This is a genomic window from Spirillospora sp. NPDC047279, assembly GCF_040643285.1.
In the GTDB taxonomy this organism is placed as follows: domain Bacteria; phylum Actinomycetota; class Actinomycetes; order Streptosporangiales; family Streptosporangiaceae; genus Spirillospora.
Genome location: NZ_JBEYUA010000004.1, coordinates 62,628 through 76,521, shown reverse-complemented (window position 1 = coordinate 76,521; position 13,894 = coordinate 62,628). Strand labels below are relative to the sequence as shown.

General features: G+C 70.9%; 13 protein-coding genes, 1 pseudogene and 1 riboswitch. Of the genes and pseudogenes, 6 read left to right on the top strand and 8 right to left on the bottom strand.

The features are described 5' to 3' along the window. Window positions 1-234: 234 nt before the first annotated feature. A complete protein-coding gene (locus ABZ810_RS10660; RefSeq protein ID WP_358401844.1) occupies window positions 235-1,170 on the top strand; it encodes a GntR family transcriptional regulator in 936 nt (311 codons plus the stop codon). 257 nt (window positions 1,171-1,427) lie between these two features. Beyond that, complete coding sequence (locus ABZ810_RS10655; protein ID WP_358401842.1) at window positions 1,428-2,159, top strand: GNAT family N-acetyltransferase; 732 nt, start codon at window positions 1,428-1,430, stop codon at window positions 2,157-2,159. A 9-nt stretch (window positions 2,160-2,168) separates the two neighbouring features. Here ABZ810_RS10655 and ABZ810_RS10650 read toward each other — a convergent pair whose 3' ends face one another. Continuing rightward, on the bottom strand, window positions 2,169-2,468 hold the full coding sequence (locus tag ABZ810_RS10650; protein WP_358401840.1) for a hypothetical protein: 300 nt from the start codon (window positions 2,466-2,468) through the stop codon (window positions 2,169-2,171). Between the two features lie 247 nt (window positions 2,469-2,715). Between ABZ810_RS10650 and ABZ810_RS10645 the strand changes: the two genes are divergently transcribed. Beyond that, the gene (locus tag ABZ810_RS10645; protein ID WP_358401839.1) at window positions 2,716-4,488 is read left to right on the top strand and encodes a cyclic nucleotide-binding domain-containing protein; all 1,773 of its coding nucleotides are present in this window, start codon (window positions 2,716-2,718) and stop codon (window positions 4,486-4,488) included. An 86-nt stretch (window positions 4,489-4,574) separates the two neighbouring features. Then, on the top strand, window positions 4,575-4,961 hold the full coding sequence (locus ABZ810_RS10640; protein ID WP_358401837.1) for an antibiotic biosynthesis monooxygenase: 387 nt from the start codon (window positions 4,575-4,577) through the stop codon (window positions 4,959-4,961). Window positions 4,962-5,079: 118 nt separating this feature from the next. Here the strand turns inward: ABZ810_RS10640 and ABZ810_RS10635 are convergent. The 4 genes and pseudogenes from ABZ810_RS10635 to ABZ810_RS10620 form a co-directional block, all read right to left on the bottom strand. After that, window positions 5,080-5,379, bottom strand: a pseudogene (locus tag ABZ810_RS10635) (GNAT family N-acetyltransferase); the annotation flags it as partial. Between the two features lie 33 nt (window positions 5,380-5,412). After that, the gene (gene cimA, locus ABZ810_RS10630) at window positions 5,413-6,990 is read right to left on the bottom strand and encodes a citramalate synthase (protein WP_358401835.1); all 1,578 of its coding nucleotides are present in this window, start codon (window positions 6,988-6,990) and stop codon (window positions 5,413-5,415) included. A gap of 258 nt (window positions 6,991-7,248) precedes the next feature. Further along, the gene (locus ABZ810_RS10625; RefSeq protein WP_358401833.1) at window positions 7,249-8,352 is read right to left on the bottom strand and encodes a branched-chain amino acid aminotransferase; all 1,104 of its coding nucleotides are present in this window, start codon (window positions 8,350-8,352) and stop codon (window positions 7,249-7,251) included. 174 nt (window positions 8,353-8,526) lie between these two features. Continuing rightward, entirely contained in the window at window positions 8,527-9,597 is a 1,071-nt protein-coding gene (locus tag ABZ810_RS10620; protein ID WP_358401831.1) for a 3-isopropylmalate dehydrogenase, read from the bottom strand. 164 nt (window positions 9,598-9,761) lie between these two features. After that, a riboswitch (cobalamin riboswitch) is annotated at window positions 9,762-9,905 on the top strand. Between the two features lie 29 nt (window positions 9,906-9,934). On the opposite strand from ABZ810_RS10620, the gene ABZ810_RS10615 reads away from it, so the two are divergent. Together ABZ810_RS10615 and ABZ810_RS10610 are read left to right on the top strand one after the other, a co-directional pair. Continuing rightward, a complete protein-coding gene (locus ABZ810_RS10615; RefSeq protein WP_358401829.1) occupies window positions 9,935-10,159 on the top strand; it encodes a CbtB domain-containing protein in 225 nt (74 codons plus the stop codon). Then, on the top strand, window positions 10,159-10,926 hold the full coding sequence (locus tag ABZ810_RS10610) for a CbtA family protein (RefSeq protein WP_358401828.1): 768 nt from the start codon (window positions 10,159-10,161) through the stop codon (window positions 10,924-10,926). Before ABZ810_RS10615 ends, ABZ810_RS10610 begins: the two co-directional genes overlap by 1 nt. A 7-nt stretch (window positions 10,927-10,933) precedes the next feature. On the opposite strand, the gene ABZ810_RS10605 is transcribed toward ABZ810_RS10610, so the two are convergent. From ABZ810_RS10605 to serA, 3 genes are all read right to left on the bottom strand, one after another. Next, window positions 10,934-11,611, bottom strand: coding sequence for a (2Fe-2S)-binding protein (locus ABZ810_RS10605; RefSeq protein WP_358401826.1), 678 nt, complete (start codon window positions 11,609-11,611; stop codon window positions 10,934-10,936). 169 nt (window positions 11,612-11,780) lie between these two features. Further along, window positions 11,781-11,909 carry a hypothetical protein gene (locus tag ABZ810_RS10600; RefSeq protein ID WP_358401824.1) on the bottom strand — a complete coding sequence of 43 codons (129 nt, stop codon included), beginning with the start codon at window positions 11,907-11,909 and terminating at the stop codon, window positions 11,781-11,783. Window positions 11,910-12,226: 317 nt separating this feature from the next. Next, on the bottom strand, window positions 12,227-13,816 hold the full coding sequence (gene serA / locus ABZ810_RS10595) for a phosphoglycerate dehydrogenase (RefSeq protein ID WP_358401822.1): 1,590 nt from the start codon (window positions 13,814-13,816) through the stop codon (window positions 12,227-12,229). Window positions 13,817-13,894 lie beyond the last annotated feature (78 nt).

Here is a 13,894-nt window from a genome sequence, read left to right as displayed (position 1 = left end):
GCTGGTAGCGTTTTCCCACTCGCCTCACTGATTGACTGATTCACTTGTACCTACAAGTTAACTAGTCCAGTGATACCCTTTTTGTGAGAACTAAACACCTCGTACTGGTTCGCCTCCTCTCGATCATCTACTTGCAAGACAGTCGCAACGAGAGAGAAGATCTGACTCCAGGGGACGAACCCGAGGCGCGACGCGCGAGTCTCACCCCGTACGGCGGGGAAAGGAGCGGACCGGATGGCAGCGCGACGCTGGCGCGAAGTGGCCGATGACCTGCTCGCTCGTATCAAGAACGGAGAGTTCGAGCGCGACAGGGAAGGCGGTCGCCGCAAGCTCCCGCCCGAGAGCGAGTTGCAGAGTCAGTACGACACGTCCCGGAACACGATCCGCGAGGCCCTGGACTTCCTGGCCAACCGTGGCCAGGTCATCTCCGAGCAGGGCAAGGGAACGTTCGTCGTGTTCCGGCCCGAACCGGTGCACGTCACGTTGTCCGCCACCGAACTGGGCGTCGGCCCGGGCGGCGGCGAGGGCCAGTGGTACAAGCGTGACGCCGCCGTGCAGAACCGCACGCCCTCCACGTCGGAGCCGCGCGTGGAGGTCCAGCTCGTCAAGGAGCGGTTCGCGCTGTACCTCGAGGTGAACCTCCAAACGCAGGTGGTCTCCCGCCACCAGGAGATCTATCTCGACAAGGAGCCGTGGTCCCTCCAGACGTCCTTCTACCCGCTGGCCTTCGTCCTGGACGGTGGCGCCAACAAGCTCCTCGAGGCCCGTGACATCCCCGAGGGAGCGGTCAAGTACCTCGGGGAGACGCTGGGCTACAAGGAGGCCGGCTATCACGACGAGATCACCGCGCGGGCGCCCAACGACAACGAGAAGCGCTTCTTCGCGCTCGGCGACTCCGCGGCCGACGTGGTCTTCGAGACGATACGCACCGCGTACTCCGACCAGGGCCAGCCGTTCCGGCTGACGGTGACGGTGTGGCCCGCCGACCGCAACCGCCTTCACTACAACGTGGGCAACGTCCCCGAGGCCGTCGTCCAGGGACCCAACCGCACCCCGTCCAAGGACACCACCCCGTCCGAGGACGGACGGCGGTCCACGAAGGGCGACAGGCCCGCCGCGACCGCCTCGAAGTCACCCAGCCGTTCTCCGAACGGAGGCAAGGGCACCTGACCGCACGACCGCCCGATCCGGCAGGCCGGGGGAAAGCCTCGCCGGGGCGGGCGGCACACCATGTCCGGTACCCCCGCTTCTCCGTTCCCGCCGCCGCGTCCGGCACCCGTGGGACCGGACGAGGCGGGGGCGCGCACTTTCGGAGCAGACACCACGTGAACGCCATCGCCAGGATCCGCGGTCTCCGGATCCGCCTACGGGGGAAGCACTTTCGGCCCGGCCCGCGCTACCAGATCAGACTCGCCCGGGATGAGCACGTGCCGACGATCATCAAGCTCATCGACTCGGCCGGCGACTGGTTGCGCGAGGAGAAGGACACCAAGCAGTGGAACAGCCCGTGGCCCGATCTGAAGACCCGTGACGACCGGGTCACCGAGGGGGTCGTCGGCCGACGGACGTGGATCCTGTGGGACGGCGGGAGCCCCATCGCCTCGGTCACGATCAACACGTCCGGCAGCGCCGATCTCTGGAACGAGGAGGAGCGCCGGGACGAGGCGGTCTACATCCACCGGCTGGTGATCGACCGGAGGTACGCGGGCACCGGGCTGGGCGCCGAGCTGATCCGCTGGGCGGAGCTTCGGGGACGGCGGGTCAGACCCCGGGCCAAGCTGATCCGCATCGACGTGTGGAGCGACAACCACGGCCTTCACGCCTACTACTCGCGGCAGGGATTCCAGTTCGTCGCCCTGCGCGAGACGCCCGACCAGTGCCCGTCCGGAGCCCTCTTCCAGAAGCGCATCCGGCGCGCGCCGTGGGCGGGCACACCGCGGATCGTCACCGAGGAACCCCTGCCCGCACAGGCGGCGTCCCCGGCCGAGCGGTCACCGTCGGCGGGCGTCAGGAGGCCACGGCGGAAGGCGCCACCGCTGAGGCACGCCCTCGAGCCGGCTCCGAACGCCGTGAGCGGCGTGAACGTGCTGGCGGGCGCGGGCATGGCCGTCCTGCTGGTGGTCGGCACGATGCTGGGCGTGGTGCGCCCCTGGCACTGATGGATCAGGTCAGACGATCTTCCATTTCATGAGGTCGCCGTCGGGACTCTCGCGGCAGTAGATCGAGCCGCCGTTGCCGGCCATGCGCTCGATCTCGGCGTACACGACCAGGGCACGGCTGATGCTGTCGGTCTTGTTGATGCCGGTGAGAGCCATGATCTCTTCGAGGGCATCGCGCGCCTTGAGGCTGAGGTTGACGGTGACCCGCTCCCCCACCGGGACCGGAGTGGCCGTGTCCCGGTCATCGGCCTCGCGCCGTCCGGACGGGCGCGCGCTGTGCGTCCCGGAGGCTGCTCCGGAGTTCTTCATGAGCGGGTTCGCCTCCACATCGAACGTCCGTTGTTCGCATGCATCTGAATCAAATGGTTCCCGCACTCTATGTCAGGGAAACCTGCCTGAACATCACATGTCGATCTCAGGTCAGTCTGATCGCGTGCAAGTTGCAACAGAATTTTATGCGCTGTTTGCATGTACATCGTATGCGCCCCGTTCTACGCTTGCTCCATCCGAGCCTGGGCAGGGCCCCGGGCTCCCTCCCCCGGGGAAGGGAGGCGGAGTGAACAAGGTACGAGTCCCGAAGATCAAGGCCAGCCTGTCGGTGGCCGTCATCGTTCTCTCGATGCTGGTCATCATGGGGTCGGTCCTGGTCGGCGGAGTACGGGGGATCATCGCGGCGTTGCTGGCGCTCGTCGCCGTGCCCATCGCGGGGTTCACCTACGACCAGATCGCCCTGACCAGGAAGGGCCGCTCGCTGGCCACCACGGTCGAGGAGATCCGGGTGCTCAAGTCGAGCGACGAGCTCGCGTTCACACGGCCGCTCACGACCATCTTCCGGCCGGGCCGCGGCTCCGCGGGCCGCGGCGCGCCGCCCTCCGGGCAGGCGGGCGGCGCCGGCGACACGACGTCCCACGAGGCACGTTCCTGGACGGTGGCCGCGGTCACCGGCGGGAACGGGCACGCCGACACCTCCGCCACGCCCACCCGGGACGCGGTGGTGCAGCGAATGCCTGCACGAAACACGCACACCCCTGACCTCCCGGTGCAGAACGCGGCGCACATGGCCGGTTCCGGCGGGCCGCGGGAGGCGGTGACCGAGCTCCGGCCGTCGTTCTGGCAGGCGCTCACGGCCACGGAACAGCGCGCGATGCGGGCCCGCGCGCACCAGGCCGCCTACCGGCCCGGCGACGTCCTGTGCCGGGAGGGGCTGCCGGGCGAGCACGTGATCGTCATCCTGTCCGGCTGGGCGAAGGTCTGGGTCAACGGACCCGACGGCGTCCGCGACATCGCGCTGCGCGGCCCCGGCGACCTGATCGGTGAGCGGGCCGCGCTGCTGGTGCGGGCCCGCTCGGCCATGGTCACCGCCGAGACCGAGGTCAGCGCGATCCAGACGCGCACCGACGCGTTCCTGGAGTTCCTGAACGAGCACCCCCGGGTGCAGGCCATCCTGGAAAGACAGATCTACGACCGGCTCACCGAGGTCCCGCCCCGGACGCCCGCGCCCGCCCGTACGGACGTCCCGTCGTGGGCCGGCACGCCCGTCTGGGAGGGCCCGCCCCTGTGGGCCGAGCCGTTCGGCCGCCCCGGCGCCGTCGGCGGGCACGGCCCGTTCGGCGGTTCCGCTCCGTTCGGGGGTCCCGCACCCTTCGGCGGGCCCGGTGCGTTCGCGGGGGCCCCTCCGTTCGCGGGATCGGGTCCGTACGGCCGGCCGGGGTCGTTCGTGCACCAGCCGCCGCCGGCCTGGTCGGGCGGCAACTGCTCGGTCCTGCTCACCGACATCGCCGGGTTCGGCGGGCACGGCCGCGACGACGACGACCGGATGATCGTCCGGGAGTCGATGTACGCGATGGTGCAGCAGGCCCTCGCCGGCTCCGGGCTCGGGCACGCCGACTACTACCAGGAGGACCGCGGCGACGGCGCCCTCATCATCGTGCCGCCCGACACCCCCACCCGTTCGGTCGTCGACCCGATGCTGGCGCGGCTGGAGGCCGGGCTGCGGCGCCACAACCGGCGGGCGAGCGAGGCGACCCGGATCCAGCTGCGGGTCGCGCTGCACGTCGGCCCGGTGACCTGGGACCCGCGCGGGGTCTCCGGCAGCGCGATCATCCAGACCGCGCGGCTGCTCGAGGCTCCGGTGCTCAAGGCCACCCTGGCCGAGACCGTCGCCGACCTCGGCTTCATCGCCTCCACGTTCGTGTACGAGTCGGTGATCCAGCAGGGCCCCGGCTTCGTCGACCCGGCCTTCTACCGGCCGGTCGAGATCCGCGTGAAGGAGTCCGCCCTCACCGGCTGGATGTACGTCGCGGGCGGCTCGTCGCTGCGCGCCGTCTGACCGACCCCCTCGGCGGGCTCGCCGCGGGTGCGCGTTACCGTTTCGGCAGTACCACGCGCACCACGCGAACCGAGGGGGTCCCGGCGTTGTCCGTGATCAAGATGAACGTGCTGACCGTCCCGGCCGAACGCCGGGAGGAGCTGGAACGCCGCTTCGCGGGCCGGGCCGGCCTGGTCGAGTCCGCGGAGGGGTTCGAGGGGTTCCAGCTCCTCCGGCCCGACGAGGGGTTCGACCGCTACCTGGTCGTCACCCAGTGGCGCAGTGAGGAGGACTTCCAGCGCTGGACCGAGAGCCAGGCGTTCAAGCACGGCCACGCCCAGGCCGCCGCCGAGGCGAAGCCCCAGGAGGGGCAGGGCGACGGCCAGGCCCCTGGACAGGGTCATGGGCACGGCCACGGTCACGGCGGCCCCGCGGCCGCCGGCGCCGAGCTCTGGTCGTTCGAGGTCATCCAGAGCGCCGAGCCCAAGGCCTGACGGCCGTCAGCCCCGGCCCACGGCCTGACAGCCGTCAGGCCCAGCCCACGGCCTGACAGCCGTCAGGCCCAGCCCACGGCCTGACAGCCGTCAGGCCCAGCCCACGGCCTGACAGCCGTCAGGCGACCAGGTCCTGGTAGTCGGGGTGCTTCTCTATCCAACCCTTGACGAACGCGCACTTGGGCACCACCGTCAGGCCGTCCTTGCGGACATGGTCGAGGGCGCCGCGGGCCAGGGCACTTCCGATGCCCTGGCCCTCGAACTCCGGCTCGACCTCGGTGTGGGTGATGACGAGCTGGTCGGGGTGCCGTTCGTACGCGGCGAACCCGGCGAGCACCCCGTCCTCGTGGATCTCGAAGCGGCTCAGCTGGGCGTTGTCGGTGATCTCTCTGCTCATGCCCCTGTCATGCCCGCTCCACGGCGGACATTCCCGCGCGCGGCATCGAAGGGATCAGCCGGCCTCGTAGCCGGCGTGCAGCAGGCAGTAGGTGACGGCCTCCTCAAGGGCCTGCCAGGACGCGGCGATGACGTTGTCCTCGACGCCGACCGTGCCCCACTCCCGGCTGCCGTCGCTGGACTCGACGAGCACGCGCGTACGGGCCTGGGTGCCGTGCGTGCCCTCCAGGATGCGGACCTTGTAGTCGACCAGTTCCAGGCGCGCCAGCTCGGGGTAGAGACGGCCGAGGGCGATGCGCAGCGCGTTGTCGAGGGCGTTGACCGGGCCGTTGCCCTCGCCGGTGGCGACGATCCGCTCGCCCTTGGCGTGCAGCTTCACGGTCGCCTCGCTGACCATGGAGCCGTCCGGCCGCCGCTCGACGATCGCACGCCACGACTCGACCTCGAAGTGCCGCTGCCGGACGCCGGTGAGCTCCTCGCGCAGGAGCAGCTCGAACGAGGCGTCGGCGGCCTCGAAGGTGTAGCCGGTCGACTCCAGCTCCTTGACCCGGTCGACGACGTGCTTGGCCTTCTCGCCGGACAGGTCGTAGCCGAGCTCGCGGCCCTTCAGCTCCACCGAGGCGCGCCCGGCCATGCTGGACACCAGCATGCGCATGTCGTTGCCGACCGCGGCCGGGTCGATGTGCTGGTAGAGGTTCGGGTCGACCTTGACCGCGGACGCGTGCAGCCCGGCCTTGTGCGCGAACGCCGACAGGCCCACGTACGGCTGCTGCGAGCTGGGGGTGACGTTGGTGACCTCCGAGACCGCGTGCGCGATCCGGGTCATCTCGGCCAGCTGGCCGTCGGTCACCAGGCGCATCCCGCGCTTGAGCTGGAGGTTGCCGATCACCGTGAAGAGGTTGGCGTTGCCGGACCGTTCGCCGTAGCCGTTGGCGCAGCCCTGCACGTGCGTCGCCCCGGCGCGGACGGCCGCGAGCGAGTTGGCGACGGCGCAGCCGGAGTCGTCGTGGCAGTGGATGCCGACGCGGGCGCCGGCGGAGACCACCTCGTGGACGACGTCGGCGAGCTCGTCGGGGAGCATGCCGCCGTTGGTGTCGCAGAGCGCGATGACGTCGGCGCCGGCCTCGGCGGCGGTCCGTACGACCTCCAGCGCGTAGGCGCGGTTGGCGTGGTAGCCGTCGAAGAAGTGCTCGGCGTCCAGGAAGACTCGTTGGCCCTCCGCACGCAGGTGGGAGACGGTGTCGCGGATCATCGCGAGGTTCTCCTCCAGCGTCGTGCGGAGGGCCAGCTCGACGTGCCTGTCGTGACTCTTGGCGACAAGGGTCACGACCGGCGCGCCGGAGTCGCGCAGGGCGGCCACCTGAGGGTCGTCGGCGGCCCGCACACCGGCCCGGCGGGTCGCGCCGAACGCGGTGAGCTGCGCGTGCTTCAGGTCGAGCTCGGTCCGAGCCCGCCGGAAGAATTCGGTGTCCTTGGGGTTGGCGCCGGGCCAGCCGCCTTCGATGAAGCCGACCCCGAGCTCGTCGAGGTGGCGCGCGACGACGAGCTTGTCGGCCACGGAGAGGTTGAGGCCCTCCTGCTGCGAGCCGTCGCGAAGCGTCGTGTCGTAGACGTGGAATCCGTCGCCCTGCATCGAAATCCCCCTCGGGGTCTGGCTGGCGCGTGCACTCGCCCGGGAACGGGTCCTGGAATGCAAAAAACCCCCCACGGACGTGAGAGGTCTGCGCGCCGGCGATGTCCCGTTAGCTGCCGGCGCGCCAGCCGATAATTACGAGGCTGTAGCGCATGATGCGAGCAAGCATGCCACACCGTTCGAGCAGATAAGACATCGATCTCAAATATCGAGACGACGGCGGCGCCGGCCCCGAGATGGGACCGGCGCCGCACGACATCACGCGATCTTGTGGACCCAGCCGTAGGGGTCGGGCTTGGTGCCGTACTGGATGCCGATCAGCTCCTCGCGGAGCTTCATGGAGATCACGCCCGGCTCGCCGGTGCCGATGCCCCACTCGCGGTCGGCGCCCTTGACGTGGCCGACCGGGCTGATGATGGCGGCGGTGCCGCAGCCGAAGACCTCGGTGATCGCGCCGCTCTCGCAGCCCGACTGCCAGTCCTCGATGCTGATCTTGCCCTCCTCGACCGGGATGCCGAGGTCCGGGGCGAGCTTGAGCATGGAGTCGCGGGTGATCCCCGCCAGCAGCGAGCCGTTGAGCGCCGGGGTGAGGAGCCGCGCGTTCGGGCCCTCCCCGTACACGAAGATCAGGTTCATCGACCCGACCTCCTCGACCCAGCGGTGCTCGTGCGCGTCGAGCCAGACCACCTGGTCGCAGCCGTGCGCGACGGCCTGGGCCTGCCCGGCGAACGAGGCGGCGTAGTTGCCGCCGGTCTTGGCCTCACCGGTGCCGCCCGGAGCGGCGCGCACGTAGTCCTGCGACAGCCAGACCCTGACGGGCTTGATGCCGCGCGGGTAGTAGAGGCCGGACGGGGACGCGATGACCATGAAGAGGAACTCGTCGGCGGGCCGGTTGACGCCGAGGGCACGGGTGGTCGCGAACATGAACGGCCGCAGGTAGAGGCTCTGCCCCTCCTGGCCGGGGATCCAGTCGCGGTCGGTGCGGACCAGGGTCTCCAGCGCGTCCACGAACAGCTGCTCGGGGATCTCCGGCATGGCCATCCGGCGGGCGGAGCGGTTCATCCGGGCGGCGTTGGCGTACGGGCGGAACGTGACGATCGACCCGTCGGCCTGGCGGTAGGCCTTGAGGCCCTCGAACAGCTCCTGGGAGTAGTGCAGGACCTGGCTGGCGGGGTCCATCGGGATCGGCCCGTAGGGCTCCAGGCGGGCGTCGTACCAGCCCTTGCCCTCCTTGTACCGGATCGTGACCATGTGATCCGTGAAGTGCACCCCCCACCCCGGGTCGGCCAGGATGCGCTCGCGCTCCGCGGCCGGCGTCGGCTGCTCGCTGGGGATGATCTCGAAGTCAAGGGTGGTGCTCATCGTCTCGGTCCTCTCCCGGATCGCCACCACGGCCCCGTTGCCGTACGGCATTCCTTAATGCCCATTGTCGTACTTCGTCCAGTCCCGCTCCTCGATCACGGGGCGCACGCGAAAACCGGGCGCGCCGCGAGGCACGCCCGGAGTTCCCCTGAGTAAGTCCAGAGAGGCGTGCCCCTAGCCGGATACTCGCTTCGCGATCGCGTCGCCGACCTGCGCCGTGGACCGCGCACCCAGGCCCGGACGCTCCAGCAGGTCGTCGGCGACGGCCTGCTCGACGCGCCGCGCGGCCTCGGCCGCACCGGGCTCGATCGTGGCCAGGTGGTCCAGCAGCATGACGACGGACAGGATCGTAGCGGTCGGGTCGGCCTTGCCCTGGCCCGCGATGTCGGGGGCGCTGCCGTGCACCGGCTCGAACATCGACGGCGCCGCGCCGGTGGGGTTGATGTTGCCGGAGGCGGCGAGCCCGATGCCGCCGGCCACCGCGGCGCCGAGGTCGGTGATGATGTCGCCGAACAGGTTGTCGGTGACGATCACGTCGTAGCGCCGCGGCTGGTTGACGAAGAACATGGTGGCCGCGTCGACGTGGCTGTAGTCGACCTCGACCTGCGGGAACTCGGCGGAGAGCTCCTTGAGGTAACGCTGGTAGAGCCCGGCGGCGAAGGTCAGCACGTTGTCCTTGTGGACCAGCGTCAGCTTCTTGCGCGGGCGGGCCGCGGCCTGCTCGAACGCGTAGCGGATGATCCGCTCGACGCCGAGGGCGGTGTTGACGCTCTCCTGGGTGGCGACCTCGTGCGGGGTGCCCTTGCGGAGCACGCCTCCGACGCCCGCGTACGGGCCCTCGGTGCCCTCGCGGACGACGACCATGTCGATGTCCTCGGGCTGCACGTCGGCCAGCGGGGTGGAGGCCCCGGGCAGCAGCTTGACCGGCCGCAGGTTGACGTACTGGTCGAGCTCGAACCGCATGCGCAGCAGCAGCCCGCGCTCCAGCGTGCCGCTGGGGACGGTCGGGTCGCCGATGGCGCCGAGCAGAATGGCGTCCTGGCCGCGCAGTTCGTCGAGCACCGAGTCGGGCAGCACCTCGCCGGTCCGGTGCCAGCGGGCGGCGCCGAGGTCGTACGGGGTCTGCTCGAAGGTGAGGCCGGACGAGGGGGCGACGGCCTCGAGGACCTTGAGCCCCTCGGCGACGACCTCGGGGCCGATCCCGTCACCGGCGATCACGGCCAGACGGACGTTGCGGGAAACCATGCGCGCACTCTACCGCAACGTCTCAGTTCGTGAGCATCGGTCTCACGATCCGAGATGGCCGTCTCGGCCCTCCCCCACGTCCCGCGCCGGCCGCGGCCGCCCTGATCGTTCCGGGGCTGGGTCTTTGTCACCCTCCGCCGACTTGACGGTGCGCCTCGGCAAAGGGGACGCTCTCCCCGACAAGTTCACAAACGAGGCGACAGTGCGCAGGAACCTGGTGCGACTCCAGGACGGTCCCGCCACTGTGTCCGGGGCCCTCCCGTCAGGGCCCCGGGAGTCAGGAACTGACCTGTCGTCCTCCCGTCACCGGGGCGAGTGCACCCCGTGAGGAGACCCCATGGCCCAGTCAGCCGTGCCGTCGTCGCAGGCACCGGAGCAGCCCGTACCGCTGCGCGTCCCCGTCCGCAAGATCCTGCCCTGGGCGGTCTTCGCCCTGGTCCTGGCGCTCGTGCTCATCTACTTCGTGGGCGCCGAACAGGGCGCGACCTCGCTCTTCGGCGGCACCTGGGTGCACGAGTTCACGCACGACGGCCGTCACCTGCTCGGGTTCCCCTGCCACTGATGATGCGCTCACTTCTCATCCGCGGCATGCTCGTCGGCGTCGCGGCGGCGGCGCTCGCCCTCCTGATCGCCTGGATCTACGGTGAACCGCAGGTCGGCCACGCCATCGCCTTCGAGGAGGCCGGCGCGGCCCACGACCACGCCGGCGCGGCGGCCGAGGAGCCCGAGGTCGTCAGCCGCACCGTCCAGAAGACCACCGGCCTGATCACGGCCATGGTGGTCTACGGCGTCGCGGTCGGCGGGCTCTTCGCCATCGCGTTCGCGTTCGCGTACGGCCGGCTCGGCGCGCTCGGCGCCCGCGCGACGGCCGCCCTGGTCGCCGTCGGCGGCTTCACGGCGGTCGTGGTCGTGCCGTTCCTCAAGTACCCGCCCACTCCCCCGGCTGTCGGCGACCCCGAGACCATCGGCGAGCGCACCGCGATCTACTTCGGCATGGTCGCGCTCGGCCTGCTCGCGACGGCGGCCGCCGTGATCGTCCAGCGGCGCCTGCTGCCGCGGCTGGGCCCGTGGAACGCGACGATCGTCGCGGCGGTCGGCTTCGCCGTCGTCGTCGCGCTCGTCTACCGCCTCACGCCCGAGCCCGACGCGGTGGCGGACGGGTTCCCGGCCACGGTGCTCTGGGACTTCCGCGTCGCCTCGCTGGGCATCCAGGTGGTGTTGTGGTCGACGCTGGGGCTGCTGTTCGGCGCCCTGACCGAACGGGCCTTCCGGCGGGCGGCGCCGTCCGCTCCGGCCCCGGGCTCGAAAGCCGAGCCCGTCCAGGGATAGCCACCGGTCAGCGGGGCAGCAGCGCGCAGTCGCCGCACATCTCGCCGCCGGGCGGCACCCGGTAGTAGAGGCAGCAGCTGCGCCGCACGAAGCCGCGCCCCTGTTCGAACGTGCCCGTGCCCGCGAGCGGGGCACGGGCGAACAGGTCGCGGACGAGGGCGCGCAGCGGTGTGGCCAGGTCCGGCCGGAGCGTTCCCGCGCGGAGCGTTCCGGCCAGGGCCGACGCGGCGTTGCCCCACAGCAGCCCGTCCGCCAGCCCCACGGTCTGGAGCATCGTCTCCCTGAGCGGCATCAGCTGGCCCCGTACGACCGTGCCGTGCAGGGCGTCCGCCGGGTCGCCGGGCAGGCTCGACGGGGCGGCCAGCCACAGGGCGACCGGCGCCCCCGGCGCCCAGCGCCAGTGCAGGCTCGACAGGTCCGGCACGGCGCCCAGGGCGGCCGCGGCGACCGCCGGCGACCAGAGCCGGGACGCCAGCCCCTGGAAGAGGATCGACGCGGCGACCCGGCGTTCGCCGGTGCCGAGCCGTTCGGCGTAGGCGTCGACCAGGCCGAGCAGGCGTTCGGGATCCTTCTCCGGCAGCGGCCGCCAGGTCGGGTCGGCCTCCTCGTCGGGATCGGTGACGATCGAGAAGTAGGGGCCGAGCTTCGCCGCCTCGCGCAGCGCGCCGGTGACCGCGATCGTCACGCCTCTCCCTCCGCTCGTTCGCCGCTCCCGCTCCCGGGCGGACTCCAACGTAACGCGCGACCGCCGCGGCCGGTCATCCGGCCACGGCGGTCGCGGTGAGTCTGGCCGCGCGGGTCGTCAGACGCCGCGCAGAGCCTCAGCCGCGCGGGTCTCGTCTGCCGCGCGAGCCTCAGCTGGTGGGCAGGCCGCCGTTGTCGCGGCGGTCCAGGGCCATCTGCAGGGCTCGCGAGGCCTCGTCCTGGTCGCGGGCGGGCGCGGCCGGCTCGTCGGCGGGCGCGGCGTTGAAAGTCTCGTTCATGGGCTTCGCTCCGTAAATGCGGTTGCTGCTGTGCCGGGGTGCTCGGCCACCGTGGTTCGCACGGTGTGACACCGAACAGGACTTACGGCCGTCACCTCACTCCGCAGCGGGTGGCGGCCTGCCGTTCAGGCCCCGCTGCGGCAGCGAAGGATTACCACGAAGCGCCGCATGACTGGAATCCACGGTACCTCCGGTCCCGGCAGGTGTCCCGACCGGTGGCCGATGTTCTCACATGATGAGACGAACGGCCGAGCTACCTGCGGAAACACGAAGGCCGTGATCCCGTCGCGGACGGGATCACGGCCTGACAGCGCGGGTCAGGACTCGAGGTCCACCCGGCGGCCCATCTCGGCGCCGATCTCGGCCTTGATGCCGTCAACCAGCTCGGTCGGGATGGCGGAGTCGACGGTGAGGGCGATCAGCGCCTGCGCGCCCTTGGCCGCCCGGCCGACCTGCATGCCGGCGATGTTGACGCCGGTGTCGCCGAGCAGCTTGCCGACCACGCCGACGATGCCCGGACGGTCGGTGTAGGTGAAGAACGCCATGTGCTCGGTGGGCAGGAGCTCCATGTCGTAGCCGTTGATCTCGATGATCCGCTCGATGTGCTTGGGCCCGGTGAGCGTGCCGGAGACCGAGATCACCTCGCCGTCGGCCATCGTGCCGCGGACCTGGACCACGTTGCGCCAGTCGGGCGAGTCCTCGCTGGTGGTGAGCGTGACCTCGACGCCGCGGTCGCGGGCGAGCAGCGGGGCGTTGACGAACGTCACCGCCTCCTCGATCACGTCGACGAACACGCCCTTGAGCGCCGCGAGCTCCAGGACCTTGACGTCGTGGCCGGTGATCTCGCCGCGCACCACCACGTCGAGCCGGACCGGCACGCCGCCGGCCAGCGCGGTGAAGATGCGGCCGAGCTTCTCGGCGAGCGGCAGGCCGGGCTTGACGTCCTCGGCGACCGCGCCGCCCTGGACATTGACCGCGTCGGGTACGAACTCGCCGGACAGCGCGAGCTTGACCGAGCGGGCGACCTGGGTGCCCGCCTTCTCCTGCGCCTCGTGGGTGCTGGCGCCCAGGTGCGGGGTGACCACGACGTTGTCGTGGTGGAACAGCGGGCTGTCGGTGCACGGCTCGGTGCTGAACACGTCGATGCCGGCGCCGGCCACCCGGCCGTCCTTGATCGCCAGGTCGAGCGCCGCCTCGTCGACGATGCCGCCGCGGGCCGCGTTGACGATGCGCACCTCGGGCTTGACCTGGTGCAGCTCCTTGTCGCCGATGAGACCGAGGGTCTCGGGCGTCTTGGGCAGGTGCACGGTGATGAAGTCGCTCTCGCGCAGCAGCTCGTCGATGGTGACCAGCTTCACACCCAGCTGGGCGGCGCGGGCGGCCTGCACGTACGGGTCGTAGGCGATCACGTTCATGTCGAACGCGGCGAGGCGCTGGGCGACCAGCACGCCGATGCGGCCGAGGCCGAGCACGCCGACGGTCTTGCCCTGAAGCTCCACGCCGGTGTACTTGGAGCGCTTCCACTCGCCCTGCTTGAGCGCGCCGTGGCCCTGCGGCACGTTGCGGGCGGTCGCCAGCAGCAGCGCGATCGCGTGCTCGGCGGCGGTGACGATGTTGGAGGTCGGCGCGTTGACGACCATGACGCCGGCCTTGGTGGCCGCCTCGACGTCGACGTTGTCGAGGCCGACGCCCGCGCGGGCGACCACGCGGAGCTTCCTGGCGTGCTGGAACACCTCGGCGGTGACCTTGGTGGCGCTGCGGACGATCAGGGCGTCGACGTCGGCGACGGCCGGCAGCAGCTGCTCGCGGTCGGCACCGTCGACGGAGCGGACCTCGAAATCGGACTCCAGCACGGCGATGCCGGCCGGGGAGAGTTCTTCGGCGACGAGGACGACAGGCTTGCTCAAGGAACAGTCCTTCGAATGTGGAGTGTGCAGGTGAGTTTGCGAGTCCACCCCGTCGTGCCCCCGCGCAAGGACAGTCTA

Excerpts from the sequence above, each read along its gene's own strand:
- ABZ810_RS10660 (WP_358401844.1), top strand. The coding sequence starts at position 235 with ATGGCAGCGCGACGCTGGCGCGAAGTGGCCGATGACCTGCTCGCTCGT.
- ABZ810_RS10650 (WP_358401840.1), bottom strand. The coding sequence starts at position 2,468 with ATGAAGAACTCCGGAGCAGCCTCCGGGACGCACAGCGCGCGCCCGTCC.
- cimA (WP_358401835.1), bottom strand. The coding sequence starts at position 6,990 with ATGCAGGGCGACGGATTCCACGTCTACGACACGACGCTTCGCGACGGC.
- ABZ810_RS10625 (WP_358401833.1), bottom strand. The coding sequence starts at position 8,352 with ATGAGCACCACCCTTGACTTCGAGATCATCCCCAGCGAGCAGCCGACG.
- ABZ810_RS10620 (WP_358401831.1), bottom strand. The coding sequence starts at position 9,597 with ATGGTTTCCCGCAACGTCCGTCTGGCCGTGATCGCCGGTGACGGGATC.
- ABZ810_RS10615 (WP_358401829.1), top strand. The coding sequence starts at position 9,935 with ATGGCCCAGTCAGCCGTGCCGTCGTCGCAGGCACCGGAGCAGCCCGTA.
- ABZ810_RS10610 (WP_358401828.1), top strand. The coding sequence starts at position 10,159 with ATGATGCGCTCACTTCTCATCCGCGGCATGCTCGTCGGCGTCGCGGCG.
- ABZ810_RS10600 (WP_358401824.1), bottom strand. The coding sequence starts at position 11,909 with ATGAACGAGACTTTCAACGCCGCGCCCGCCGACGAGCCGGCCGCGCCC.